The organism is Chryseobacterium tongliaonense (genome assembly GCF_041224435.1).
Taxonomy (GTDB): domain Bacteria; phylum Bacteroidota; class Bacteroidia; order Flavobacteriales; family Weeksellaceae; genus Chryseobacterium; species Chryseobacterium tongliaoense.
In genome coordinates, this window is sequence record NZ_JBGFFD010000003.1 from 368,611 (window position 1) to 394,166 (window position 25,556).

Annotated in this window: 24 protein-coding genes and 1 other RNA gene; 12 read left to right on the plus strand and 13 right to left on the minus strand. The window is 36.9% G+C overall.

Going from position 1 to position 25,556, the window contains the following annotated elements; all coding sequences use genetic code 11:
• The first annotated feature begins 147 nt into the window (after positions 1-147).
• Positions 148-525 carry a Fur family transcriptional regulator gene (locus AB8P06_RS09215; protein WP_369840715.1) on the plus strand — a complete coding sequence of 126 codons (378 nt, stop codon included), beginning with the start codon at positions 148-150 and terminating at the stop codon, positions 523-525.
• Here AB8P06_RS09215 and bla read toward each other — a convergent pair.
• From bla to AB8P06_RS09245, 6 genes are all read right to left on the minus strand, one after another.
• On the minus strand, positions 522-1,277 hold the full coding sequence (bla, locus tag AB8P06_RS09220; RefSeq protein ID WP_369840717.1) for a subclass B1 metallo-beta-lactamase: 756 nt from the start codon (positions 1,275-1,277) through the stop codon (positions 522-524). The two genes, AB8P06_RS09215 and bla, sit on opposite strands and share 4 nt — an antisense overlap.
• Before the next feature lie 244 nt (positions 1,278-1,521).
• Positions 1,522-2,715, minus strand: a complete 1,194-nt coding sequence (locus AB8P06_RS09225) for an efflux RND transporter periplasmic adaptor subunit (protein WP_369840719.1) — start codon at positions 2,713-2,715, stop codon at positions 1,522-1,524.
• A gap of 76 nt (positions 2,716-2,791) precedes the next feature.
• On the minus strand, positions 2,792-4,063 hold the full coding sequence (locus AB8P06_RS09230; RefSeq protein WP_369840721.1) for an ABC transporter permease: 1,272 nt from the start codon (positions 4,061-4,063) through the stop codon (positions 2,792-2,794).
• Positions 4,064-4,185: 122 nt separating this feature from the next.
• Positions 4,186-5,415, minus strand: a complete 1,230-nt coding sequence (locus AB8P06_RS09235) for an ABC transporter permease (RefSeq protein WP_369840723.1) — start codon at positions 5,413-5,415, stop codon at positions 4,186-4,188.
• Positions 5,416-5,534: 119 nt separating this feature from the next.
• On the minus strand, positions 5,535-5,891 hold the full coding sequence (locus AB8P06_RS09240) for a four helix bundle protein (RefSeq protein ID WP_369840725.1): 357 nt from the start codon (positions 5,889-5,891) through the stop codon (positions 5,535-5,537).
• A 132-nt stretch (positions 5,892-6,023) separates the two neighbouring features.
• Positions 6,024-6,713, minus strand: coding sequence for an ABC transporter ATP-binding protein (locus tag AB8P06_RS09245; protein ID WP_369840727.1), 690 nt, complete (start codon positions 6,711-6,713; stop codon positions 6,024-6,026).
• 427 nt (positions 6,714-7,140) lie between these two features.
• Between AB8P06_RS09245 and AB8P06_RS09250 the strand changes: the two genes are divergently transcribed.
• The 6 genes from AB8P06_RS09250 (at position 7,141) to AB8P06_RS09275 (ending at position 14,054) form a co-directional block, all read left to right on the plus strand.
• Complete coding sequence (locus AB8P06_RS09250) at positions 7,141-8,115, plus strand: ribonucleotide-diphosphate reductase subunit beta (RefSeq protein WP_369840729.1); 975 nt, start codon at positions 7,141-7,143, stop codon at positions 8,113-8,115.
• A 129-nt stretch (positions 8,116-8,244) separates the two neighbouring features.
• Complete coding sequence (locus AB8P06_RS09255) at positions 8,245-8,532, plus strand: hypothetical protein (RefSeq protein ID WP_369840731.1); 288 nt, start codon at positions 8,245-8,247, stop codon at positions 8,530-8,532.
• A 43-nt stretch (positions 8,533-8,575) separates the two neighbouring features.
• Entirely contained in the window at positions 8,576-10,243 is a 1,668-nt protein-coding gene (locus AB8P06_RS09260) for a ribonucleoside-diphosphate reductase subunit alpha (RefSeq protein ID WP_262483284.1), read from the plus strand.
• 309 nt (positions 10,244-10,552) lie between these two features.
• Positions 10,553-12,649 (plus strand): T9SS type A sorting domain-containing protein, encoded by a 2,097-nt coding sequence (locus AB8P06_RS09265; RefSeq protein WP_369840733.1) that lies wholly within the window; start codon positions 10,553-10,555, stop codon positions 12,647-12,649.
• A 95-nt stretch (positions 12,650-12,744) separates the two neighbouring features.
• Entirely contained in the window at positions 12,745-13,635 is an 891-nt protein-coding gene (locus AB8P06_RS09270; protein WP_369840735.1) for a DUF72 domain-containing protein, read from the plus strand.
• A 188-nt stretch (positions 13,636-13,823) separates the two neighbouring features.
• Positions 13,824-14,054, plus strand: a complete 231-nt coding sequence (locus tag AB8P06_RS09275; protein WP_369840737.1) for a hypothetical protein — start codon at positions 13,824-13,826, stop codon at positions 14,052-14,054.
• A gap of 37 nt (positions 14,055-14,091) precedes the next feature.
• Here AB8P06_RS09275 and AB8P06_RS09280 read toward each other — a convergent pair whose 3' ends face one another.
• The 6 genes from AB8P06_RS09280 to AB8P06_RS09305 form a co-directional block, all read right to left on the minus strand.
• Positions 14,092-14,685 (minus strand): hypothetical protein, encoded by a 594-nt coding sequence (locus tag AB8P06_RS09280; RefSeq protein WP_369840739.1) that lies wholly within the window; start codon positions 14,683-14,685, stop codon positions 14,092-14,094.
• A 39-nt stretch (positions 14,686-14,724) separates the two neighbouring features.
• Positions 14,725-15,369, minus strand: coding sequence for an HD domain-containing protein (locus tag AB8P06_RS09285; RefSeq protein WP_369840741.1), 645 nt, complete (start codon positions 15,367-15,369; stop codon positions 14,725-14,727).
• On the minus strand, positions 15,370-16,209 hold the full coding sequence (locus tag AB8P06_RS09290; protein ID WP_369840743.1) for an alpha/beta hydrolase family protein: 840 nt from the start codon (positions 16,207-16,209) through the stop codon (positions 15,370-15,372).
• 90 nt (positions 16,210-16,299) lie between these two features.
• Positions 16,300-17,193, minus strand: a complete 894-nt coding sequence (locus AB8P06_RS09295; protein WP_369840745.1) for a PfkB family carbohydrate kinase — start codon at positions 17,191-17,193, stop codon at positions 16,300-16,302.
• Between the two features lie 59 nt (positions 17,194-17,252).
• Positions 17,253-17,888, minus strand: coding sequence for a DUF4241 domain-containing protein (locus AB8P06_RS09300; RefSeq protein ID WP_369840746.1), 636 nt, complete (start codon positions 17,886-17,888; stop codon positions 17,253-17,255).
• Between the two features lie 80 nt (positions 17,889-17,968).
• The gene (locus tag AB8P06_RS09305; RefSeq protein ID WP_369840748.1) at positions 17,969-20,584 is read right to left on the minus strand and encodes a valine--tRNA ligase; all 2,616 of its coding nucleotides are present in this window, start codon (positions 20,582-20,584) and stop codon (positions 17,969-17,971) included.
• A gap of 127 nt (positions 20,585-20,711) precedes the next feature.
• Between AB8P06_RS09305 and AB8P06_RS09310 the strand changes: the two genes are divergently transcribed.
• Both AB8P06_RS09310 and AB8P06_RS09315 read left to right on the plus strand, forming a co-directional pair.
• Positions 20,712-21,179, plus strand: coding sequence for a DUF1573 domain-containing protein (locus tag AB8P06_RS09310; protein ID WP_369840750.1), 468 nt, complete (start codon positions 20,712-20,714; stop codon positions 21,177-21,179).
• Between the two features lie 126 nt (positions 21,180-21,305).
• Entirely contained in the window at positions 21,306-22,175 is an 870-nt protein-coding gene (locus AB8P06_RS09315; RefSeq protein ID WP_369840752.1) for a polyphosphate kinase 2 family protein, read from the plus strand.
• Positions 22,176-22,206: 31 nt separating this feature from the next.
• On the opposite strand, the gene rnpB is transcribed toward AB8P06_RS09315, so the two are convergent.
• Positions 22,207-22,531: RNase P RNA component class A (gene rnpB / locus AB8P06_RS09320), an RNA gene on the minus strand.
• A 171-nt stretch (positions 22,532-22,702) separates the two neighbouring features.
• On the opposite strand from rnpB, the gene AB8P06_RS09325 reads away from it, so the two are divergent.
• From AB8P06_RS09325 to AB8P06_RS09335, 3 genes are all read left to right on the plus strand, one after another.
• Positions 22,703-23,194 (plus strand): RNA polymerase sigma factor, encoded by a 492-nt coding sequence (locus tag AB8P06_RS09325; RefSeq protein ID WP_007840804.1) that lies wholly within the window; start codon positions 22,703-22,705, stop codon positions 23,192-23,194.
• Positions 23,187-23,861, plus strand: a complete 675-nt coding sequence (locus tag AB8P06_RS09330) for a DUF8845 family protein (RefSeq protein ID WP_369840753.1) — start codon at positions 23,187-23,189, stop codon at positions 23,859-23,861. Before AB8P06_RS09325 ends, AB8P06_RS09330 begins: the two co-directional genes overlap by 8 nt.
• Before the next feature lie 61 nt (positions 23,862-23,922).
• The gene (locus tag AB8P06_RS09335) at positions 23,923-25,542 is read left to right on the plus strand and encodes an AMP-binding protein (RefSeq protein WP_369840755.1); all 1,620 of its coding nucleotides are present in this window, start codon (positions 23,923-23,925) and stop codon (positions 25,540-25,542) included.
• Positions 25,543-25,556 lie beyond the last annotated feature (14 nt).

Consider the following 25,556-nt stretch of genomic DNA (forward strand, 5'->3'; position numbering starts at 1 on the left):
GTTATGAGTTATAAATTATGAGTTTTGAGTTGGGACGGATTGTTGGAATGTCTTTCAATTGCCAGCTTTAAATCATCAACTCTTTGCAAAGGTAAAATAAATTTTAATTAATGCGACAAAATCGCAATAATAATTTTATATTTGCATATGGCTAAGAGAAATACAAAAGCAAAACAGCTGATTTTAGATTCTTTAAAGAATTCCCAATCGGCGGTTAGTCAGGATATTTTACAGAAAGAATTGGGTGCAGAGATAGACAGGGCAACAATTTACAGGGTACTCAACAGTTTCTGTGATGACGGAATTGTTCACAAAATTCTGAGCGATGACGGAAAATATTATTTTGCCTTTTGTATCAATTGTTCAGAAAAGGCACATCAGCATAATCATTTTCATTTCAGGTGCCTGCAATGCGAAAAGATCGAATGCCTTCCTAATGAGATGAAAGTTCCGCTGCCAAAGGGGTACCGATCCGTTAATTTCAACGGATTTATTTCGGGCTATTGCTCCAGTTGTTCGAGTTAGTTTTCTTTAAATAATTGAATGGTATAATCCAATAATTCCTGGCCTCCGGTGTCTCCATGACCGGGAATGATGATCTTTGCTTCCGGATAGGCTTTTTTCACTTTTTCAACGGTTTCTGACCAGGCATGAACATTGGCATCTCCAAGATAGCCTTTTTCAGCATCTTTTTCTTTGATCAGACAACCACCGAACATTGCTCTCTGATCCGGAACATAGGCTACAACATTGTCTTTTGTATGCCCTTCACCAAAGTATTTGACGACAATTTTTTGTTTTCCGCCATTCAGTGTTATTGCATCATTAAATCCGTGATCGGGCACATTAGCATTACTGTTTCCGGCAAGTTCAATGGTTTTATTGCTCGCATAAGACGGAATATTATTTTTATCAAATTCTTTCAGTCCGCCTACACAGTCATTGTGAAAATGGGTTGCCACAACAGCATTTACTTTTGAATGAAGTTTATTTTTAATCCAGGAAATCAGTTCTTCAGAGCTTTTATCATTGGTAGGAGTATCCAGAATTACCGCTTCATTCCCGTCTTCCACAATCATCCCGTTACATGAAACTTTTCCGAAAGAGTCTGTATTCAAAAATGAAATATGCTGATAGATATTTTTTGAAAGCCGGGTGATGATCAAGTTTTCAGACTGATAAACAATCTTATTCTTGTCAGAAGATGTTTTTTGGGGCTGACAGCTAAAGATAATCATCGTGAAAAATAAAAACAGGATTTTGGATAATGGCTTCATAAATAAACTTCTTTTAAACAAAAATATAATTTAATACTCACTTTTCTCATGCTCAATTTCTTTTTTTATTTTTTGATTGATATCCACTTTTGCTTTTTTAAAACTAAAAATGGTTGTGCCGCGCTCTCTCGCGAATGTATTGGTATTGAGCCCACAATCTACATGACAATCTTATGGGTGCTTTAAGCCACAAAAAATCCCGGAAAAAATTCCCGGGATCGCAGATAAATATCTGGTTAGTTTATTATTTTTTCTTTTCTTTAAGCTCTTCCTTATCTTTATCAGAAGGGTTCCATACTTTTACTTCGGAGTCTTTGGTGATTCCTGAAAGGATCTGTACATTGATCCCGTCGCTGGCTCCCAGTTTTACATAAACTTTTTTGAACTTTCCGTCTGGCTGCTTCACTTCTACAAAAGGAATGTCTTTACCGTTTTTCTTTTCGTACTGGATCAGTGATTCATCCAACAGTAATGCGTTTTTTTCAGATTTCAGGACAATTTCTCCATTTGCAGAGAATCCGGCTCTGATGTATTCATTATTAGGATTATTTACATCCCCTTCTACAGGGAATTTTATGGTTCCAAGGTTGTCTTTTCCTTTAGGAGCAATCATCGTCAGCTTTCCCGGGAATGTTTTATTCTGAAGGGCACCGATCACGATTTTCATGTCCATTCCCTGTTTCAGTTTTCCGGCCTGGGCTTCATCTATTTCTCCCTGGAAGATCAGTGAATTAAGGTCTGCAATAGAACAGATCGTTGTACCCGCGTTGAATGAGTTGGCTTCAATTACCTGGCTTCCCACTTTTACAGGAACTTCAAGAACGGTACCTGCTGCTTTGGAACGGATCTGGGTTGTTGCCAGACCTTGCAGTTCCGGGGTAGCACCTGTTTTTACAATCTGCAATCTTTTCTGAGCGGTAGCCAGTTGCTGATTCGCATTTTTAAGGGCCTGCTGCTGTGAAAACAGTTGTTGCTGTGAGTTTAAATATTCCTGCTTGGAAATCACACCCTGTTTATACAGCTTTTCCTGCATAGAAAACTGCTTCTGCATATTATCCACATTCATTTTAGCATTACTGATCTGCAGCTGGGAATTCACTACGTCCTGCTGGGCATTGTTTACTTCTGCCACATTAGGGATAATTCTTACTGTTGCAATCAATTGCCCCGCCACTACTTTGTCACCTTCATCTACCAGAATTTTATCAATGATTCCTGCAATGTTCGGTTTGATCTCAATCTCTTCTTTCGGAACAATTTTTCCGGTAGCCATCACTTTGTCTTCCATGTTCTGGTAGCTTGGTTTTCTGGTCAGGAAAGCTTCACTCTGTTTAGAATTTGATTTTACGAGATACCCGATCCCGGAGAATAATGCCACTGCAAATAAAAGCCCCAGTACAATATAAATGGCTTTTTTCCAAGTGAATTTCTTTTTCATATATCTAGTTTATTTTTACTATTAATTTAAATGATTTAAAGATTGAAGAATTTAATCATTCAAAAACTTTTCATCATTATTCTGATCTCAGTGCTTCAATCGGGCGTATTTTCACTGCACGCTGCGCCGGAATCATTCCGATGATCAAACCTAGGATTACCATTACTGCCATAGCTCCGAATACGTTTCCATAATTAACGGTCGGGTTATAAAATGGGAACTTATCCTGGTTCTGGGTAACCATATTAAGAATAATCAGAACAAAAATTCCGGACATGAATCCCAGTAATCCCGAAGACAATGTAATCACAACACTTTCCAGCAGAATCTGGTTTCTTACTTCAGCGGGCTTTGCCCCCAAAGCTCTTCGTATCCCAATTTCTTTCGTCCTTTCCTTTACGGTGATCAGAAGTATGTTGGAGATCGCAATAACTCCGGCAAGAATTGTTAAGGTTCCTACGATAATCGTCAGAAGCTGCATCCCGGTAAGGAAACCTGTCAGTTTTTTAAATTCCTTTCCTATATTGAAACTTACAAAAGCATTGGTATCTTCCGGAGACACTTTATTTTCAGCTTTCAGCACCTGCTTTACATCTTCCTCTACTATGCTCAGATCTGCAGTAGGCTTACCTACAATCGCAAACATATCAATCTGATCTCCGGCATTGTACATCTTTGTAAAGGTAGAAAGCGGAATAAATGCCGACTGGTCACTTTCAAAACCTCCACCTTTTTTCACCCGGAATACCCCGATGACATTAAAGAAGATTCCTTTTACATTGATCGATTTCCCGATCGGATTTTCATTTTTCTTGGCATCAAAAAAGTTTTTATATATCTCTTCTCCGATTACCGCCACATTCTTATTGCCCATTACATCGGCATCATTGATATAACGCCCGAAAATAAGCTTCTTCTCTGAAATTTTATTTCCCACAGGATAATCTCCCGTAAGGCCATAAGTCCCCTTTTTACCGTTTCTTGACATGGTTTCTCCCGGCGTTCCGGTAAAGCTTCCTCTGGAATTCTGTGGCGAAATATAATCTATCGCATTAATTCTCTGTTTCAGCATATCCATATCGGACAGCTTCAGGTGAACTTCTCTACCTTTAGGAAATCCGTCATACGGAATGGAAGTTGCCTGTGCAAACAAGAAAATGGAGTTGGTTGCAAATCCTGAAAACAATTTATCAAAACCGTTTTCCATCCCTTTTGCCGCTCCAAGAAGGCTCACATATAAAAACATTCCCCAGCCCACACCAATCATGGTAAGGAACGTCCGAAGCTTATTATTCCTCAGTGAATAATAAATTTCCTGCCAAGTATCTTTTTTAAATAAAATGTTCACTTCTTTGAGTTATTTGTTATATGTTAATAGTCAAAAGGCAGAACTGCGAACAGCAAGATTGACTAAATATCCTTTCTTTATCAGTAAATTCACTTTTTTGCCTTTTTGCTTTTTTACCAATATTATTCTGTTCTCAACGCTTCTATCGGTTTGATCCTGGAAGCCCTGTATGCAGGAACGAATCCTGCAATAAGCCCGGAAAACACCAAAGCTATAAATGCCATAAAGATGGTTCCCCATCCTACACCCGGATTTTTGATGAAAAATTCTTCAAGACTGTCTCCTATTAAACTCAGAGCAAGTACACCCACAGCCACTCCGACAATCCCTGAAACTACCGTTATCACGACACTTTCCTGTACAATCAGCGCTACGATACTTCTTGGTTTTGCTCCGATGGCCTTACGCACCCCGATCTCTTTGGTTCTTTCCTTTACGATATACACCATGATATTACTGATACCGATAATTCCTGCCAACAGCGTTCCCATTCCTATAAATCCTACAATGATCGTAAGCACAAACATGAACTGGAAGGTTCCTTCCATATTCTGGGCATTGTTCCAGACACCTACTCCGTTCGAATCATCAGGAGCGACATTTTTTCTTGCCTTCAGTTTATCTTTAAGTTCATCACCATATTTTATGGCTTCCTGAGGCATCAGCTTTTCATTATAGGCAATATATATGGTATTTACCGTATCTGATCCTTTCTTCATTTGCTGAAGCGTGGTAATAGGAACTGTAATATGTCTTTCATCCCGGTCTCCGCCATCGTCAGAAAACACACCCACCACTCTGAACATGGTTCCGTTGATATTCAGGTCTTTTCCTACCGGACTTCCATTCTTGATCAGGTCACGCTGCACCATTCTTCCGATCACCGCCACATTCTGCTTTTTTTCAAGATCCATAGGTGAAAGATAGCGCCCGTCCAGCATTTTTCTGTTCTCAATAACCTGTTCTCCCGGTTTTGCCCCGTTGATCTGGTAAGTCCCGCTTTCTTTCCCGTATTTTACCATCAGGTTGGTGCTGTATCTTGGACTGGCATCACCTACTTTTTCTTTATCAGTATTGATCAGAAAATCATAATCGTCATTATCCATCGTGACTGTTCTATCAGACTGAAGTCCTTTATAAGCCATCGTGGTTTTACCTGTATAGATCGTGATAAGGTTCTGTGCATCTCTTGCAAATCCCTCCGTAAAGGCATTCTGTAGCCCCTTTCCAATCCCGAAAAGAACAATAAAAATAAACAATCCCAAAGCCACCGTAAACCCCGAAAGTACCGTCCGCAATACATTACTGCGGATAGAACTGAATATTTCCTGCCAACGATCTAGGTCAAACATAGTTTTTATTTTTTACCTTGTAAAAAGTCAATTAACTGCGTTGTGAATTTTCTTTGAAGTGAATCAACTTCGTTGTCAATCTTAATTTTAAATTCACTATTGACAATTCACAATTTTTTTTATCCTTTTTTCAACATTCCACTTAATAAGATAAATGTTGTTTTGATTAATTTTTCAATTTTCATTAATTCTTCCTTTTTAATATAATCACTGTCGATAATTATATCAAAACAAGAATCCAATTCTATAACTGAGCCTCTTGCTATTTCAAAATATCTTTTTCTTTCAATTTCCGATTTTCTGGAACAACCCTCAGTTATATTCAGTACAACTGAAGTTGAAGCTCTGCGAATCTGATCGATCAGATTAAATCTTTCACTATTCGGAATTCTGGATAAAATCCTATAGCATTCAATTCTTAATTCTCTTGCCGATTGATAAACATCAAGTTTATAATGGTTCAGATTTAAAAACATTTTTATTTTTTTTCGAATTCATTTGTGTGTATTTTTTAATAATTATCTTCTAAAAATTTAAAATGATGATTCATTATTCACAATGATTTAAAAATTCACTTGCAACGCAAAATTTACCATTCACAATTTCACCTATAGTACAATCTGCTTTATAAACTCATCACTTTCAATGATTCCGTCTTTCAAAATAACGTTTCTTTTCGTCTGTGCTGCAACGTCCGGTTCGTGGGTTACAACGATGATGGTTTTTCCTTCGTTATTAATGTCCTGAAGAAGCTTCATAATATCATGGGTCGTTTTGGAATCCAATGCTCCTGTAGGCTCATCCGCCAAAACCACTTTAGGATTGGTGATTAAAGCTCTCGCAATTGCAACCCTCTGTTTCTGCCCTCCGGAAAGTTCGTTGGGAAGATGATTGGCCCATTGCGCCAGTCCCACTTTCTCCAGGTATTCCATGGCTTTCTGATTACGTTCTTTCCTTGGTATATTCTGATAATATAAAGGAAGGGCAACATTATCCAAAGCTGTTTTATAGCCAATCAGGTTGAAAGACTGGAAAATGAACCCCAGAAATTTACTTCTGTATTCGGCGGCTTTTACTTCAGACAAATGCTCAATCGGTACTCCGTCTAACTCATAAGTTCCTGAATCTTTTTCATCCAGAATTCCTATAATATTAAGGAGTGTAGATTTTCCGGAACCGGAGCTTCCCATGATAGAAACAAACTCGCCCTCGGAAATATTAAGATTGATTCCCTTGAGAACGTGCAATTTACTTTTACCCGTATCGTATGATTTATGTAAATTATGAATTACTAACATTAAGTGATGTTTGTTTTTATTCCTAATAAGTAGAAGTTATTTTTAATTTGTTACAAGAATTAAAATTTATTCAAATAAATTAGTGTTTAATTAATTTTATCCTTATTTATAAGCATTTACAAGAATCTGTTTAATTGTAACTTCACAATTTTATTCATTTTTCACTGATAATTGTATGTAAGCCCATATCCGTGCACCTTTCATGTAAATGTGGAAAACTTTTACGGTTAAAACTCAGCCAATTAGTATTTACCCCTTTTAAAATCAGTTCTTTTTTTCGAACTTTGTGCTTCGCACGTAACAAGAAATAAATACTTCATGTAAGTGAATAACTTTTAAATATAAGTTTCAAACAATCAGAACGTTAAATATTTCTTGCATTTTATCCACAGTGATCTAATTATTTTAATTTTAAAGACATTTTAATATGGGAATTTTTGATAAAAGAATAAGCTATAAGCCATTTGAATACCCTGAGGTTCTTCAATTTGTAGAGGCGATCAATAAATCGTTCTGGGTGCATTCTGAAGTGGACTTTACTGCAGATGTTCAGGATTTTCATTCGCAGTTAGAGCCACACGAAAAACATGCTGTGAAAAATGCACTTTTGGCTATTGCACAGATCGAGGTGTCTGTAAAGACATTCTGGGGAAACCTATACAATCACCTTCCAAAGCCTGAATTTAACGGGTTGGGCGCTACTTTTGCAGAATGTGAATTCCGTCATTCCGAAGCTTATTCCCGTTTGCTGGAAGTCTTGGGATATAACGAAGAATTTACCCACGTTATTGAAATTCCTGCCGTGAAAAAGAGAATTGACTTCCTGTCAAACGTTCTTAAACATGCCAATTCTGCTACACCGAAAGAATACGTTTCTTCACTGTTGTTATTCAGCATCCTGATCGAAAACGTATCCCTTTTTTCACAGTTTGCCATTATCCTTTCTTTCACAAGATTTAAAGGATACATGAAAAATGTTTCCAATATCATTGCATGGACTTCAGTTGATGAACAAATCCACGCTAATGCAGGAATTTATTTAATCAATAAAATCCGTGAGGAACAGCCTGAATTACTAACGGATTCCGATATCGAAGACATCTATACTCTGGTAGACCAATCGGTAGAATTGGAAAGTGAAATCCTTAACTGGATTTTCGAATTGGGAGAATTAAGCGTTTTCTCAAAAGAAGACCTGCTCAACTTCATGAAATACCGTGTTGATGACAGCTTAAAGAAAATTAACATGAATACCCGTTACAATGTTTCTCCGGAACAATACCGTCCGATGAAATGGTTTGAAGAGGAAGTTTTCGCTAATTCTATGGATGATTTCTTCGCCAAAAGACCTGTAGATTATACGAAACACGATAAGAGTATTACTGCAAACGATTTGTTTTAAACAGATGGGCGCGAGCGAAGCGAGCGTCAAAGCAGTTAATATTTCCAATGTCATTTACGGAAACAAAGTATCTAAACAAGATCCTTCGTTTTCAAATGACAATAATCGGCACAAACCAAAACATAAATAATGATCAACGTAATCGTATCTTACACCGTAAATCCTGATTTTGTTTCAGAAAACAAAGCCAATATTCAGAACTTCCTGAATGATTTTAAAAATTTAGATCAGGAAACATTTGAATATAAGGTGTTTGTAAAAGAAGACGGTATTACTTTTGTTCATTACTCCAATTACATCAATGAAGAGGCTCAATATGAGGTTTTGAATGTTCCGTCTTTTAAAGAATTTCAGAGATTAAGAGATGAAAGCGGACTGAACGGTTCCCACAAGGTAGAAATTTTACAATCAATATAAGAAGCAAAATTCCTGGGTATTAAACTGTCGGGAATTCGAAAATATAACAACTATGGAAGAACAAACTACAAATATATGGTGGCTCAATGAAGAGTCTGAGCAAATGCTTAACAGAGGTTATCTGTTAAAAGGAGAAACCGTAGAAGGGGCTATCGACAGAATTACAACTGCAGCTGCCAAAAAACTATATAAACCCGAACTACAACCTGCTTTCAAGGAAATGATCACTAAAGGATGGATCAGCTTCTCATCTCCCGTTTGGGCAAACATGGGAACACAAAGAGGTCTTCCTATTTCTTGTTTCAACGTTCATATTCCGGACAGCATTGAAGGGATCACTCACAAAATGGGTGAAGTCATCATGCAGACTAAAATCGGTGGGGGAACTTCAGGATATTTCGGGGAACTTCGTAACAGAGGAACTGCTGTAACTGATAACGGAAAATCTTCAGGAGCCGTTTCTTTCATGAAACTTTTTGATACTGCGATGGATGTAGTATCTCAAGGGGGTGTAAGAAGAGGAGCTTTTGCTGCGTATCTCGATATCGACCACGGTGATATTGAAGAATTCTTATCTATCAAAGATATCGGAAGTCCGATCCAGAACCTGTTTACAGGAATCTGTGTTCCGGATTACTGGATGCAGGATATGATCGATGGTGATATGGAAAAACGTAAAATCTGGGCAAGAGTACTGGAAAGCCGTCAGCAAAAAGGTCTTCCTTATATCTTCTTTACAGACAACGTCAACAGAAATAAGCCACAGGTTTACAAAGACTTGGGATTAACGGTAAATGCAAGTAACCTTTGTTCTGAAATCATGCTTCCTTCTACCAGGGAAGAATCTTTCATCTGCTGTCTGTCTTCCATGAATTTAGAATTATATGATGAATGGAAAGATACGGATGCTGTAAAATTAGCCATCTATTTCCTGGACGCTGTTTTATCAGAATTTATCGAAAAAACCGAAGGAAACTATTATTTACAGGGAGCAAGAAATTTTGCAATGCGTCACAGAGCGCTTGGATTAGGGGTTTTAGGATACCATTCTTATTTACAGAAGAATATGATTCCGTTTGAAAGTTTTGAAGCAACCCAATTCAATGCAAGAGCTTTCAGACATATTAAAGAACAGGCTGACCAGGCTTCAAAAGAACTAGCCAATATTTACGGAGAACCTGAATTATTAAAAGGATACGGAGTGAGAAATACCACCACAATGGCCATTGCTCCTACCACTTCAAGTTCTGCCATTTTAGGACAGACTTCCCCGGGAATCGAGCCTTTCGCTTCCAACTATTACAAAGCAGGTTTAGCTAAAGGAAACTTTATGCGTAAAAATAAATATCTGGCTAAATTGTTAGAAGAAAAAGGGCTTGACAATGAAGAAACATGGAGAACAATCATGTTGAATCACGGTTCAGTACAACATTTAACGGAATTGACTGACGAAGAAAAAGCAGTATTCAAAACATTCAAAGAGATCTCTCCGATGGAAATCATCTCTCAGGCTGCCCAGAGACAACAGTATATCGACCAGGCTCAGTCGCTGAACCTACAGATCCCGTCTACGATGCCTGTAAAAGATGTCAATTATCTTTATATTGAAGCATGGAAAAAAGGAGTGAAAACCCTTTACTACCAGAGAAGCTCTTCCGTGTCTAAAGAAATGATGGTAAATTTTGTAACGTGCTCTGCTTGTGAAGCATAAGCCACAAATAATAAACACTGCATATTAATCAAAGCACACTTTTTAAGTGTGCTTTTCTATTTGTTTTTAAAATTTTATAAAAATTTAAATTTACCATTCATAAATATTTATTATTTGGCAATTCACTCACTCCTTCCTGTTTTATTATTTATGTTTATATAAAAAAAGTTAAACACTTCTTTTAAAGCATTAACAATTAAATCATTATAAAGAAAATTAAAAAATAAGGTATTGAAAAAAATATTACTTTAGCAAAATCAAATTTTATATCCCTCGTATGAAATTTGATAAAAAACAAAAAACATAAATATGAACAAAATTTTACTTGCCCTATGTGTAAGCTGTTTTTCTATAGCTTATTCTCAGACTTTAAATTTTAATGATTCAAAGTTTAAGGCTTTGATTCTGAGCTCCAACCCAAGCAATGATATTGCAAAGAATCTCAGTGGGAATTCTATCGCCGTAGATGCAAACGGAGACGGGGAAATCCAACTTTCAGAAGCCCAACAGGTGAAGATTTTAACGGTAAAAGTTAACGGAACAGTTACATATGCCAACCTGCCAGATACGATTACTGATGCACTGCTTTTTTCTAATGTGGAAGAATTGTATATAAAAGATTCAAAATCTGCCGTAATCAGCTATGTTGATAACCCTAAGATTAAGAAAGTGCTCTATACCGGAAGCGGCGTATGGACAGATAATTCTGGAACCGTTCAGAGTGTACCGATTGACTTTTCATTCGAAAACTGCTCTTCCGTTTCAGATATTAATAATTTTGCCGGTAATTTAAATATCAGTTCTTATTATTTTGTCCCTATTTCAAAATTAAGATTTAAGAATTGCTCTCAACTCAATGGGAATATTACCATAACCGGAAAAGCGATAGAAGAACTTTATATTGAAAACTGCAATAACATAACATCTTTGCTCCTGAAATCATGTTATAATTTAAAAAAATTATCCGTACCCAATCTGAGTTCTTTAATAAATATTAAGCTGGATGCCACAACAGATACTCCAAACCCTTCTTATTTTAACCAGAATATTAATCTTATTGCCAATAATTGTGTTAATCTACAGGAAATTACGACAGAATCAGATCATTATAACACAACAGGATTATATATCGGAAATATAAATGTGGATGGGTGCACCAGTCTGAAGAAAATAAAAGGCCTGAATGCTCCATCCATTGATTTTTCTGCTGCAGGGCTGATCAACCTGGAAGAACTCGACTGTTCTTTTTATAACAGATATGGATATTATACAAGCTCAGGTTCTTATTTTGGTGATGTAACTTCATTAAATCTTTCAGGCTTACCGAAACTGAAAACTCTCACAGCATTTAATCAGAAGATTACAAATGATGTTAATTTCAGTGTTGCCACCGCTTTAGAAAATATTGACATTACGAATTCCTGTGCCACAATGAATACTGTAAATGTAAGTAATTTAGCAAACCTGAGCACTTTGCAAACAAGTACAATAGAATCCTCAGTTAATGTAACCAGCAATCTGCAAAAAATCATTGCTAAAAACTGTACTGCACTGACAAACTTTATTTTTAAAGGCAACGATCATTTAAAAGAATTAGATATACAAAATTGTACGGCTATACAAAAAATCGCAATTGGTTATTACGCAGCACAAAGAGATGGTATTTTTAATGAATTAAATACAATTAATTTAAAACAATGCACCGGGCTTAAAGAACTTGAATTACATAATACCCAAATAAATACTCTAGATATTTCTGAATGTGTTGCTTTACAATCACTGGGACTTGTAGAGAATCAACTGCTTTCTTCTGTAAATATTTCTAATAATATAAATCTTGAAGGTTTATCAATAAGTGGTTTACCTTTATTATCGCAGGTAAACACTTCAAATAATACTAATTTAAAAAGTGTTTTTTTCAATAATTGTCCGCAGATTACCCAACTTAATTTTTCAAACAATTCAAATTTTCAGGAGCTAGGTGCATGGAATATGCCTGACCTTGTTTCTATAAATTGCAGAAACGGATCTCTGGAAGGCTTTGATCTTTATCTTAACAATAGTAATCTCTCAATATGCGTGGATGATGCCCAACTGGCAGATTTACAGGCAGCTTATCCCGACATAACATTTACAACGAATTGTGGTATTGTGTCAAAAAATAATCAGGAAAAAAATAAGGAAATTAAAGTCTTTCCCAATCCCGCAAAAGATTTTATCCAAATACAATCGGACGACATTATTAAAAATGTAAAAATATTCAACGCGCAGGAAAGAATGATTTTCAATCAGGATTTTAATCAGAAACAAACAACTATTAATCTATCGACGATCCTTGTTGGTGCATATGTTATGAAAATTACAACCGATAAATCAGAGGTCTCAAAAAAGATTATAAAAGAATAATTTACACAGAAACATTTTTAAATCAAAACCATGGAAATCTTCTATGGTTTTTGTTTTATATTTGTTAGACAGTATAATTCTCAAAAACTTCAGATATGAAATTCGGACAAGTAGAAGATCCTTCAAAAATAGATTTTACGTTGCCTAAAGACCATTCCAGAACGAAAGAAATTTTAAGCCACAATAAAAAAGGGCTTGAAAATATTTCTATCGGTTGTGCAAAATGGAATAAAACCGATCTTAAAGGATTTTATCCTAAGGGAACAAAGGATGAATTGACTTATTATGCCACACAATTCAATTCTATTGAGTTAAATGCTACCTTCTACGGAATGCCAACCGCCGAACAGGTCATGACATGGAAAGAAAAAACTCCGGAAAATTTTAAATTCTTCCCGAAAATCACCAATACCGTTTCCCATTTCAGAAGGCTTATTGATGTAACCGAGCCAGTGACCCAATTTGCAACTTCCGTAATGAATTTCGATGAAAAACTGGGAATGGTATTTTTGCAGCTTCATGATAATTTTAAACCGAAAGATTATGACAGGCTGGAAAAATTCGTTAAAGAATGGCCGAAAGAAGTGCCTTTGGCTATTGAGCTTAGAAATACAGACTGGTTTACCGATGAAGAGGTCTTCAATACCACCTGCGACCTGTTTGAAGCTCACCAAATCACCAATATCATCGTAGATACTGCAGGAAGAAGAGATATGCTTCATATGAGACTTACAACGCCTACCGCATTTATCCGGTATGTAGGAGCCAATGCAGAAAGTGATTATGAAAGATTGGATGACTGGTTGAAACATTTAACGAAATGGAAAAAGGAAGGTCTTCAGAATCTTTATTTTTTCGTGCACCAGAATATTGAAAAAGCATCTCCGCTCTTATCTGCATATTTCATCAAAAAAATAAATGAAAGCTGGAAAACCGACTTACCAATCCCTGTAATGGCGACAGAAAGCACCGGAACTTTATTTTAACAACTTTAATCTTCTCATTAATTTCATTAATTATTTTATAATTATTTGTTAAAACATGTTGTATTTTTACAGATAACTCACTCTTATGTGTAAAAATATTTTTATTGTTAAAATCCCCATTCACAACGAAAAAATCAATATATTAGAGAGTATAATAATCGATATTGAAACCCTCTAAAATAATGATTATGGAAAAGGAAATTTGTACAATCAGCATTGCCGGAAACTGGCTTGCCGATCAATATACTTTTTTTGAAAATAATACCATAAAAAGACTGAGCGATCACAACAGTCTTACCACAAATGTCATCGAATGGCTGGAACCTCAGCAAATAAGTAAACACAATAAAGACAAACTGATTAAAAACTGTCCTGAAGAATTCAAGGAACGAATTATGCAGATCCTGGATTATCCTTAATTGACCGAAATTTTTGAAGATCAATAATAATAAGATTTTATCTTCTTATTCTGAGCAGGAGAACGAGATTAAGGAAAAGAAGAAGAAGATCCAGAGTAACCCAGATTCCAAGCTTTACATTTTCATAGTTGTAGGCTTCCACCTGCTTTTTTGCCAGGTCTGAAAGCCTCACACTCTGGTTGATATAGTTACGTACTTCAACAATCTGATCGATGTTCTTATTGGGAACCGAATGCTGGGAAAAATACACAAGATTTTTCTTCCCAAGATATCCGACGATCCAGTATTCATCAGATTTATCCATTTTAAGATATTCTATCCTGTAATATTCCGGACGGATTTTTCCGATGTGCTTGGCTTCCAAAACACCGCTTTTATCCGGATTATTAACGTTGACTACATAGAAGTCCAGGGTTTGTGGAAGCTTGTTGATCACCTGCAGCCCGACAGAATTGCTGACAATACCCACAGCACTCTTCTTGATAAACCAGTAAGTGAAAATAGATATTGAAAAGATAAGACTTGCAATACGGAATAACTTGACCCATTTAGCTGCTCTTCCCGATTTTACCTTTGATAAAAAGAGAGAGAGAAGCAGACATAAAAAGATAACAAAGACGATTAATCCCATATTGCAAATATACTTATTTAAGAAGTTTTGAGCAGAATATTAGTCAACATTCCATTCTTTATAAAACTCATCCAGAAATGTCAGCATAAAATTATGCCTTTCCTGAGCCATTTCTTTACCTTTTTCCGTATTCATCAGATCTTTTAAAAGCAGAAGCTTTTCGTAAAAATGGTTGATCGTGGTTCCGTCAGATTTTTTATATTCTTCTTTAGACATATTCAGTTTGGGTTCGATATCGGGATGATACATCAGGTTGTTTTTAAACCCGCCGAAATTAAATGTTCTTGCAATACCAATAGCCCCGATGGCATCAATCCTGTCAGCATCCTGAACAATTTTAAGCTCTATGGGGAGATCTTTTGGAGCTTCACCTCTGTTTTTAAATGAAATATTCTTAATGATAAACAGTACTTTTTCAATCACTTCTTCAGAAACCTGCTGACTTTCCAAAAACTCACTGGAAACTTTTAATGCTATTGTTTCATCACCGTCATAAAATTTAGGATCGGCAATATCATGAAGCAAAGCCGAAAGTTCCACAACTTCCTGATCACACTTTTCTTCCTGAGCTATTTTTTTTGAAAGCTTCCATACTCTTTCAATATGAAACCAGTCGTGCCCTGCTTCTGCTCCTTCCAGTTTTTCCTTTACAAATTCTATTGTCTTTCCAATCGTAGTTTTCATTTATATCAATTCATTTAAAATAATGTCCCAAAGCTTCTGATTATAGCTTCTAAAGAAATTAACATGCCCTATTTCTCCTTTTTCAGATTCGAAAGTTTTTACGAGCCTGTAGGTAGGTTTAAGATTGGGATAGGTATCATTGAGGAGACTTTTAACCCCTTTTTCCGTTAACCAGACATCATCTTCCGCACGGATCACAAAAACCTTCTGTTTTAATCTTTTAGAATAATCATTTATTTTCTCCAACAAACCGTTGGTAGATTTCCTGTTCAAAATTAAGGTTCTCCAGTCATAAGCACAATTTTTTGGAAGACTTTCTCCCAATCCGAACCAATGGGCAGGAAAATAACCCAGCAGTTGCGTGGTGAGCGGCTGGGCAATCCCGAAACCGAGATAAGCTTCTATTTTGGTTTTAAATTTCAGGTTTCCTACAAATGCATTCTGGGTTCCTACAAAAATAAATTCCTTAAAGATCTCCGAATCTTCATTCATTCCAAGAATCAACGCCCCTACAGAATGTCCCAGGCAAAACTTTTCATAGCCCGAAAAACGGGTTCTTATATAGCTTGTAAGGGCTTTGTAATCTTCGGAACCCCAGATCCTCATGGAAGCATTGAAACCTTTCATATTGTCCGGCTTTGAGAGTCCGATTCCGCGGTAATCATAAGTGATCACCGTAAATCCTTTTTCAGAAAAGTATCTGGCAAAAGAAAAATAAACCTGCTGTTTTACCCCTGTCGCGGAATTAATCAGCAAAAGCCTGTGATGATTGTTTTCGGGTAAGAAAAGATGTGCAGTCACAGAAACATGATCTTTCGTGGTAAGAATAAGTTTTTCCATATGATAAAAGAAAAAATCCACTATAAAAGTGGAAATTTTATCTATGATTAGAATGCTGACTCTTCAACTTTCGATATGTAGTAAATAGCTTTAGGAAAAGAAATCTTCAACTTTCGGTAATCCGGTCTGCGAACCCTGCTTTTTGGAAACCTTCAGAGAAACCTCATTCCCGAACTTCACACAATCTTCGATAGAATTTTTGTGACATAAGGCAATTGCAAATCCTGATGTAAATGCATCTCCCATTCCCATTTTATGAACGGTTTTGTTATCGCTGTCATTCCTGAAATATTTCATTTCAGTTCCATCAAAATAAATGGTGGAATTGGTATCATCTCTTACGAAAACTTTGTTGAAATATTTTCTCAGGACTTCTTCCCTTTGCTCTTCGCCAAAAACAATGTATAATTCACTGCTTTTAACGACTACAAAATCTACATTTTCTAAAATCTCTTCACTTACCCTTGCTGCCGGAGAAGCGTAAAGCCCTACTTTTTTTCCATATTTTTTAGCCTTCTTGACGGTATAATCTACCACCGCCATTGATACTTCAAGCTGTACAAGAACAAGGTCTGAAGTATGAAAATACCGGTCTGCATCTTCAATATGATGAATCCCTAAAAGCTTATTCGCTGCCGGAATTACTACAATTGCAGCATTTCCGTCAGAAGTAGTCACGTAAGCCGTTCCTGTAGATTCCAGATCAGTTTCAACAACAAATCCTACGTTAACGTTTTCACTTACCAGATTTCTCATGATCTGCTGCCCCAACGGATCCATTCCTACACAGCCTATGAAATACACACTAGCTCCCAACCTGGCCGTTCCTACAGCCTGATTGGCTCCTTTTCCACCAAAATAGCTGTCAGAATTTACAGCCATAACGGTTTCATTCGGCACGGGAAGTTTTTCGGTTTCCAGGACCAAATCGATTGAAGAGCTACCTACAACAATAATTTTGGGTTGTTCTGAGGAAAAGTTCATTGTGTTTTATATTAATTATACAAAAATAGCAAAAGAGAAAAGACAATATTAAAAAATAATTAACTTATTTCAATAAATTCAGTCACTATTTTTACAGGCGCATTATTCTTATCATATCCTATATAACTTGCATAAAAACCTTCACCGTATCCTGTTTCAAATGCAAAGATGGTTCCCGGATGCTGTTCTGCAGGTTTTAGAAATGCATACTGATCTATGGCCCCATTTTCATCAAAGAAATATTCATGGAAAAATTCTTCATAAATTCCCAAAAAATCTACCCCTTTACTGTGGTATAATCTTTTCTCGAGCTCATTAAGCTGCTCCTGTGTATCAACATCCATAAAACATCCCATTCCGCTTTCTACGGGATAACCGAAAACTTCTCCTTCCGCCAGGTCTTTTATAGTTTGTCCGGGTGTAGTAGCCAGTTCCCATTTTGATACCTCAGCACTCCCAAAAATGATTTCCGCATAGGCTACACAATTACTTTCTCTTTCTTTGTGCAGTAAAACAGAAAAATCCCCTTTCGGAAATGTGGTAGAAAAAGGCTGCATGTCATTTGTGATCAAAGGATCGCACGCAACCAGTTTTCCGCTGGAAAGATAAATTTTTCCAACTTCAAAACTCTCCAGCAAAGGGCTTTCAACAAAGTCTTTCGAGAATAGTTTTTTTATATTTTCTAGGTGTGTCATTTCGTTATTATATTCATTTATTGGTATCAGGCTGAGCATATGCTCAGCCTGATACCCCGACAAATTTATTTATCTCAGATTTACAAACTCTTCAGCTTGTCTTCTAAAATGGCAATCTTATCCTGCGCATCTTTTTGCTTTTTGCGCTCAACCTCTACCACTTCAGGTTTGGCGTTGGCTACAAACTTTTCATTGGAAAGTTTCTTTTCAACAGAGATTAAGAATCCTTTCAAGTATTTCAGTTCTTCTTCCGTTTTTTCTTTTTCTTCCCCTAAATCCAGGTTTTCACTTAACGGAATTGAAACTTCAGTAGCTCCAACCAGGAAAGTAAAGCTTGGCTTATCCGTTTTTTCTCCAAAATGGATATCAGAAACGTTTGCTAATTTTTTAATGACCTCTTCATTCTCAAACTGAGTGGCATTGGTATATACCTCCACAATTTCTCTTGGCGAAATCCCTTTGGTCTGACGATAGTTTCTAATTCCGGAAATAACCTCTTCCGCCGTTTCAAAGTTTTTAATGATGATCTCGTTAAACGCTTCCGCTTTCTTTTGCTGGGCAATCACCAATGCTTCATCTGTACTTCTTTCCGAGATCAGATGCCATACTTCTTCCGACTGGAAAGGCATAAACGGATGTAAAAGTTTCATCAGCTCTTCAAAGAAAACAATTGTTCTGCCATACACTTCCTTAGAAATACCTTCGCCGTAATTCGGTTTGATTGCTTCAAGATACCAGCCACAGAAGTCATCCCAGATCAGTTTATAAATCAAATGCAATGCATCTGAGATTCTGAATTTCTCAAACTGCTGGTCGATTTCCAGAATCGTTTTGTTCAGTTTATTTTCAAACCATTCAATAGCTTGCTGATCGGCAGCATTGGCAGATTTATCTTCGTGATTCCATCCCTGGATCAAACGGAAAGCGCTCCAGATCTTCGTCATGAAGTTTCTTCCCTGAAGCATTAAATCTTCATCAAATAAAAGGTCATTCCCTGCCGCTGAGCTTAATAGAATACCTACCCGAACTCCGTCTGCTCCATATTTATCCATCAGCTCCAACGGATCCGGTGAATTTCCTAAAGATTTTGACATCTTTCTTCTCTGCTTATCTCTTACAATTCCTGTAAAATAAACGTTTTTGAACGGAACTTCTTTTCTGTATTCCAATCCTGCCATAATCATTCTGGCTACCCAGAAGAAAATAATGTCCGGACCGGTAACCAGGTCTGAAGTAGGATAATAATACTGAATATCTTTATTCTCAGGATCAAGCAACCCGTCGAATACCGACATCGGCCATAGCCATGATGAAAACCAGGTATCAAGAGCATCCTGATCTTGTCTTAAACTGTCAGCTGTGAGTTGATCATTGTTGGTTTTCTGTTTGGCTAAAACTAAAGCTTCTTCTTTCGTTTCTGCAACGACAAAATCATTTTCTCCGTCACCATAATAAAACGCAGGAATTTGCTGTCCCCACCATAACTGACGTGAGATGTTCCAGTCGCGGATGTTTTCTATCCAGTATTTATAGGTATTCTTAAACTTTTCAGGATAGAATTTTACCTCATCATCCATTACTACATCTAAAGCAGGTTTAGCAATTTCAGACATTTTAAGGAACCACTGAACCGAAACTTTAGGCTCGATTACAGCCCCTGTTCTTTCAGAAGTTCCTACTTTATTCACGTAATCTTCTGCTTTCAGCAAAAGATCTTTTTCTTCCAGTTCTTTTGCGATTTGTTTTCTTACTTCAAATCTGTTTTTTCCTGCATAATGTAATCCGTGCTCGTTGAGATTTCCGTCATCATCTAATGCATCGATCATTTTCAAATGATGCTTCTGCCCGATTTCATAGTCATTAACGTCATGGGCAGGCGTAATTTTCAACGCACCCGTCCCGAATTCAATATCCCCATACTCATCTTCAATAACAGGAATCACTCTGTCTACAATAGGTACAATTACATTTTTACCTTTCAAATGTGCATATCGTTCATCATTCGGGTTGATACAAACGGCAGTATCTCCAAAAATAGTTTCAGGACGCGTTGTTGCTACGGAAAGAAATTCTTCCGAACCTTCAATTTTATACTTAAGGAAATATAATTTTCCGTTTTGCTCTTTAAATATTACTTCTTCATCAGAAATATTGGTTTTCGCTTCCGGATCCCAGTTGACCATTCTGTAACCTCTGTAGATTAAGCCTTTATTATAAAGGTCAACAAAACTTTTGATCACCTGTTGGGAAAGCTTTTCTTCCATCGTAAAACGGGTTCTGTCCCAATCGCAGGAGCAACCCAGTTTTTTTAGCTGCTCAAGGATCGTTCCGCCATATTTGTCTGTCCATTCCCATGCATGTTTTAAAAATTCCTCACGGGTAATATCTGATTTATTGATTCCTTCAGATTTCAGTTTGGCAACAACTTTCGCTTCGGTAGCAATTGAAGCGTGGTCTGTTCCCGGGATCCAGCAGGCATTAAAGCCCTGCATTCTTGCACGGCGGACCAGAACATCCTGAAGGGTATTGTTCAACATATGTCCCATGTGTAAAATCCCCGTTACATTTGGCGGCGGAATTACCACAGTATAGGGAGGCTTGTCATTAGGCTCCGAATGGAAATACTTGTTTTCCAACCAGTAGCTATACCATTTTTGTTCTGTTTCCTGTGGATTATATTTTTCTGAAATCTGCATAAATTCTATTTCTTGGCTTACAATTTGCAAAAATAGTCTAAAGAAAAAAAATTTTAAGTATGAATTAAAATAATTTTTAACTTTGTTTCTCAAAATTTATCTAACAAACATATTAACATTCAAGAATATGAAAAAATTAATTGCAGGAATTGCATTATTCGGGACATTTGCTTTAGCATCTGCACAAACTATCACTTTTGATAAGACGACTTTCGATTATGGTACGATTAAGCCCAGCTCAGACGGTACCAGATTTTTTACAGTAACTAACACTGGTGATAAGCCTTTGGTAATTTCAAACGTAAAACCATCTTGTGGATGTACAACTCCTGAATTCAGCACAGACCCAATCATGCCTGGGAAATCTGCTAAAATCAAAGTTGGATACAACACAGCTCTTAACGGAGGATTCAACAAAATGATTGAAGTATTCTCTAACGACCCTGCAAACAGCAGAAGCGTAATCTATATCAAAGGTAACGTAGACGCTAATGCTCCTGAAGTAGCTGCTGCTCCAAAAGTAGAAACTAAAGCTGAAGTAAAAGCTGCTAAGAAAGCTGCAAAACAAGCTAAAAAAGTAGCTGCTGTGAAGTAATCTTTACTCAAAAAAATAAAGAAACCGTCTCAATGAGGCGGTTTTTTTATTATATTTATGTGAAATATCAGAGACTTACTGTTTAATTCAGAAATACAATTAATCATCTTAATTACAAATAAATCTATGGACACCAATTTCTCAGATGATTTCCTGGTAAAAGGAAAATTTTCAATAAAAAAAACTTCAACGGAATACAATGGTAAGCTTACCAAAGAAGAAGGAACCCAGCTATTAATTGCAGAGAAAGAGAAACTTCGTGAGCTTCAGGAAAAACTATATGCAGACGGAAGCCAGTCTCTTCTCGTTGTTCTTCAGGCCATGGATGCCGCGGGAAAAGACAGCTTAATTGAACATGTTTTCGGAGGAGTAAATCCGCAGGGATGTAATGTGACAAGTTTTAAAACGCCAAGCTCTAAAGAATATTCCCACGATTTTTTATGGAGACATTATCTGGCACTGCCGCAAAAAGGCATGATCGGTATCTTCAACCGTTCACACTATGAAAGTGTACTGGTTTGTAAAGTACATCCGGAGTACAATCTGAGCGAAAAAACATGGAACTCCGTAAAAGATTTCAATAGTACATTTTGGGAAAACAGGTATGAAAGCATCCGTAATTTTGAAAAACATCTTTCTCAAAACGGGACTACCGTTGTAAAAATATTTTTAAATGTTTCTAAAAAAGAACAGAAACAAAGACTTCTCGACCGGATTAATGAACAGGATAAGAACTGGAAGTTTTCCACAGGAGACCTTCCTGAAAGAGCGCTTTTTGATCAGTATATGCAGGCTTACGAAGATGCTGTCAACGAAACTTCAAAAGAGCACGCACCCTGGTATGTACTGCCGGCAGACGATAAATGGTTTGCAAGAGTAGCAGCCATACAGATCATCATTGATACTTTAGAAAAAATGAATCTGAAATATCCCCTGCTTTCTGAAAAAGATCAGCAAGGTTTACTGCAAGCTAAAAAAACACTGGAAAATGAATAAAAGAGTTTTCACCGGCACTCGCCACAAGAAAATCACGAGAAAATCTATAAGCCGGATTTTGTACTCCTGAAAGAAGTGCCTGTTATTTATCTGTGTTTTACATTACTGCAAAACTTTAGCTGATTACCCCTCGGCTTTCAGAGCGAGCAGCTCCTATTTTCATTGCTGAAAAGAACCGATATACTTACCATTGCACCGCAAAGAGTTTACCTGGTTTCACTACAGCCGAACCGTACCTGCTTTCTGTTGCACTTGTCCTACCCTCACGGGTGACGGATGTTATCCGCTTTGCTGCTCTATGGTGTCCGGACTTTCCTACCTCTGCCGAAACAGAGATCAACAAGCCGATTTTCTCGTGGGCGCAAAGATACAAATTAGTTATGAGTTATAAATGATGAGTTACAGCCTGTTCAATCTTGAAAAAGAAAAGAAAATCAGGGATTAAAATTCATAACTTATAATTTATAATTCATAACTATTCATCAATTAGCGTATTATTATTATCTTCGTGCCATTATAAATCTATTTTGGCTTCTAAAGAAAAAGAATTTGCGCAGCTCATTAAAGATAATCAGGGATTGATTATCAAGGTTTCGCGTTTATATACCAATTCTCTGGAAGATGAAGAGGATCTTTTTCAGGAAATCGTTTTACAGCTTTGGAGAAGCTACGATTCTTTTAAAGGAAACTCAAAAATTTCTACATGGATGTACCGTGTAGCCCTTAATACAGCCATTACCCTTTTCAGAAAAAAAAGCAAAAGCCTTCCTACCAACGAACTGGATATTAATCACAGGGATTTTCTGGAGGAAGATGATGATAAACAGCAACAGATTTCTCTTTTGTACACCGTAATCAAAACTTTACCGAATGTAGAAAGAGCTATTGTCATGATGTACCTGGATGATTTGCCTTATAAGGATATCGCAGAAAACCTCGGGATCACCGAAGTAAATGCACGTGTGAAGATGAACAGATTAAAGAAAACCCTTAAAGAACAGATGGAAAAATATGCCTGAATTTGATTTAGACAACTTTAAGAAAACATGGCAGGAACAACCTGTTCAGCAAAAATACGACAACAGCGAGATCCTTCAGATGCTGAATAAGAAATCACGTAATTATGTGAAATACATTTACTGGATCAGCGTCGCAGAATTTTTGTTTTTTACCATTCTAGGGTTATTTTATATTATCCAGGGTAAAGAATCCAACAGTTTTCTTAATATTCTGGAAAGAATGGGCGCAAGAAGAACGCCTGAACTTGAAAATTCTTTCGATAATATCTATCTGGCATTAAAAGTTTTAAGCTTATCGGTTACCGCTTATTTTGTTTATAAATTTTATCAGAATTACAAGCAAATAAAAATTGAAGAGAATTTAAAACAGTTTATCATAAGAATCATTCAGTTCAAAAAAACGGTGAATGCCTTTATCTTAATCAATATAGCTTTATTAATCGCTTTTACTTCAATTTTCACCGTCTTTATATTTTATATTCTGAACACCCAGAATATTGAGGTTACAGGCTCCGCACTTATCGGTTTTATTATCGGTATTGTGGTAAGTACATCCATGAGTGTTTTCTTAGTCTGGATATATTACAGATTGGTTTACGGGATTATCATGAAAAGATTAGATAAAAACCTAAAGCAGCTGAAGGACATAGAATCTCAGGAAAATTAACGTTCCACTGCCTTTATTTTAGAGATTTATTTGTTAATTTTAATTAACCAAATCTTTAATCATGGCTTTATCTTACGTATCCGGAGCTTCGGATATTCCTCTCTTAGGACAAACAATAGGAAATAATTTAAAAGAAACCGCCAAAAAATATCCCGATCAGGAAGCACTGATTTCCGTACATCAGAATTACCGTGCCACTTACAGAGAATTTTACAATCAGACGACAGCAGTTGCCAGGGCCCTTATCCGTTTAGGGGCGAAATCGGGTGACAGAATCGGTATCTGGTCTTCCAACAGATATGAATGGGTATTGCTGCAATATGCCACGGCAAGGATCGGAACTATCCTGGTGAATATTAATCCGGCTTACAAAACCCACGAACTTACCTATGTTCTCAATCAATCAGGTATCAGGTATATCTTTTCCTCTTTATATTTTAAGAACAGTAATTATAAAGAAATGGTAGAATATGCCAAAGAAGTCTGCCCGGATCTTGAAGAAGAAATTTTCTTTGATGACAACTGGGATCAGTTTCTGAAAAACGGTGAAAATATTCCTGACGACTTACTGCACAGCATTGAAGATAAAGTTGATTTTGATGACCCTGTAAACATCCAATACACTTCAGGAACTACCGGATTTCCAAAAGGCGTTACACTTTCCCACCACAATATTCTGAATAACGGCTATTTTATCGGAATACGTTTGCATTATACTGAGAAAGACCGTGTCTGCATTCCTGTTCCGTTTTATCACTGCTTCGGAATGGTGATCGGAAATATATGCTGTACAGCCCACGGTGCCTGCATTGTGATCCCGAATGACAGTTTTGATCCGGATATTACATTGAAAGTTGTTTCAGATGAAAAATGTACGTCCTTGTATGGCGTTCCTACCATGTTTATTGCTGAATTAGCTGTAAAAGATTTTAACACCTATGATTTTTCAAGTCTGAGAACCGGTGTGATGGCCGGTTCTGTATGCCCGCCGGAGATCATGAAAAAGGTGGAGAGCCTGATGAATATTAAAGAAATGAGTATCTGCTACGGAATGACGGAAACTTCTCCGGTTTCCACTCAGACTCTAATCGGGACTTCTCTTGAAAAACAGGTAAGTACCGTTGGAACTGTTCAGGATCATCTGGAAATAAAAATCATCGGGGAAAACGGAAAGGTAGTAAACCGCGGCGAGCACGGGGAGCTTTGTACCAGAGGCTATTCCGTCATGCTGAAATACTGGAACGATCCTGAAAACACCAGAAAAGTGCTGGATGATGCAAGATGGATGCATACCGGAGATATGGCTGTGATGGATGATGAAGGCTATATTACCATTTCCGGCAGGATCAAGGATCTGATCATCCGTGGCGGAGAAAATATTTCACCTAAAGAGATTGAAGACTTCCTGTATACTTATCCCAATATTCTTGATGTACAGATCATCGGTGTACCAAGTGAAAAATTCGGTGAAGAAGTCATGGCCTGGGTGAAAATAAGAAAAGGCTTTGAGATAACGGAAGAGGAGCTTCTCAATTACTGTAAAGGGAGAATTGCCCATTATAAAATCCCGAAATACTGGAAATTTGTTGATGAATTTCCCATGACCATTTCCGGAAAAATCAGAAAGGTGGAAATGCGTGAAATTTCCATGAAAGAATTGGGACTGGATAATATCAGATAAGCCGATAAAAACAA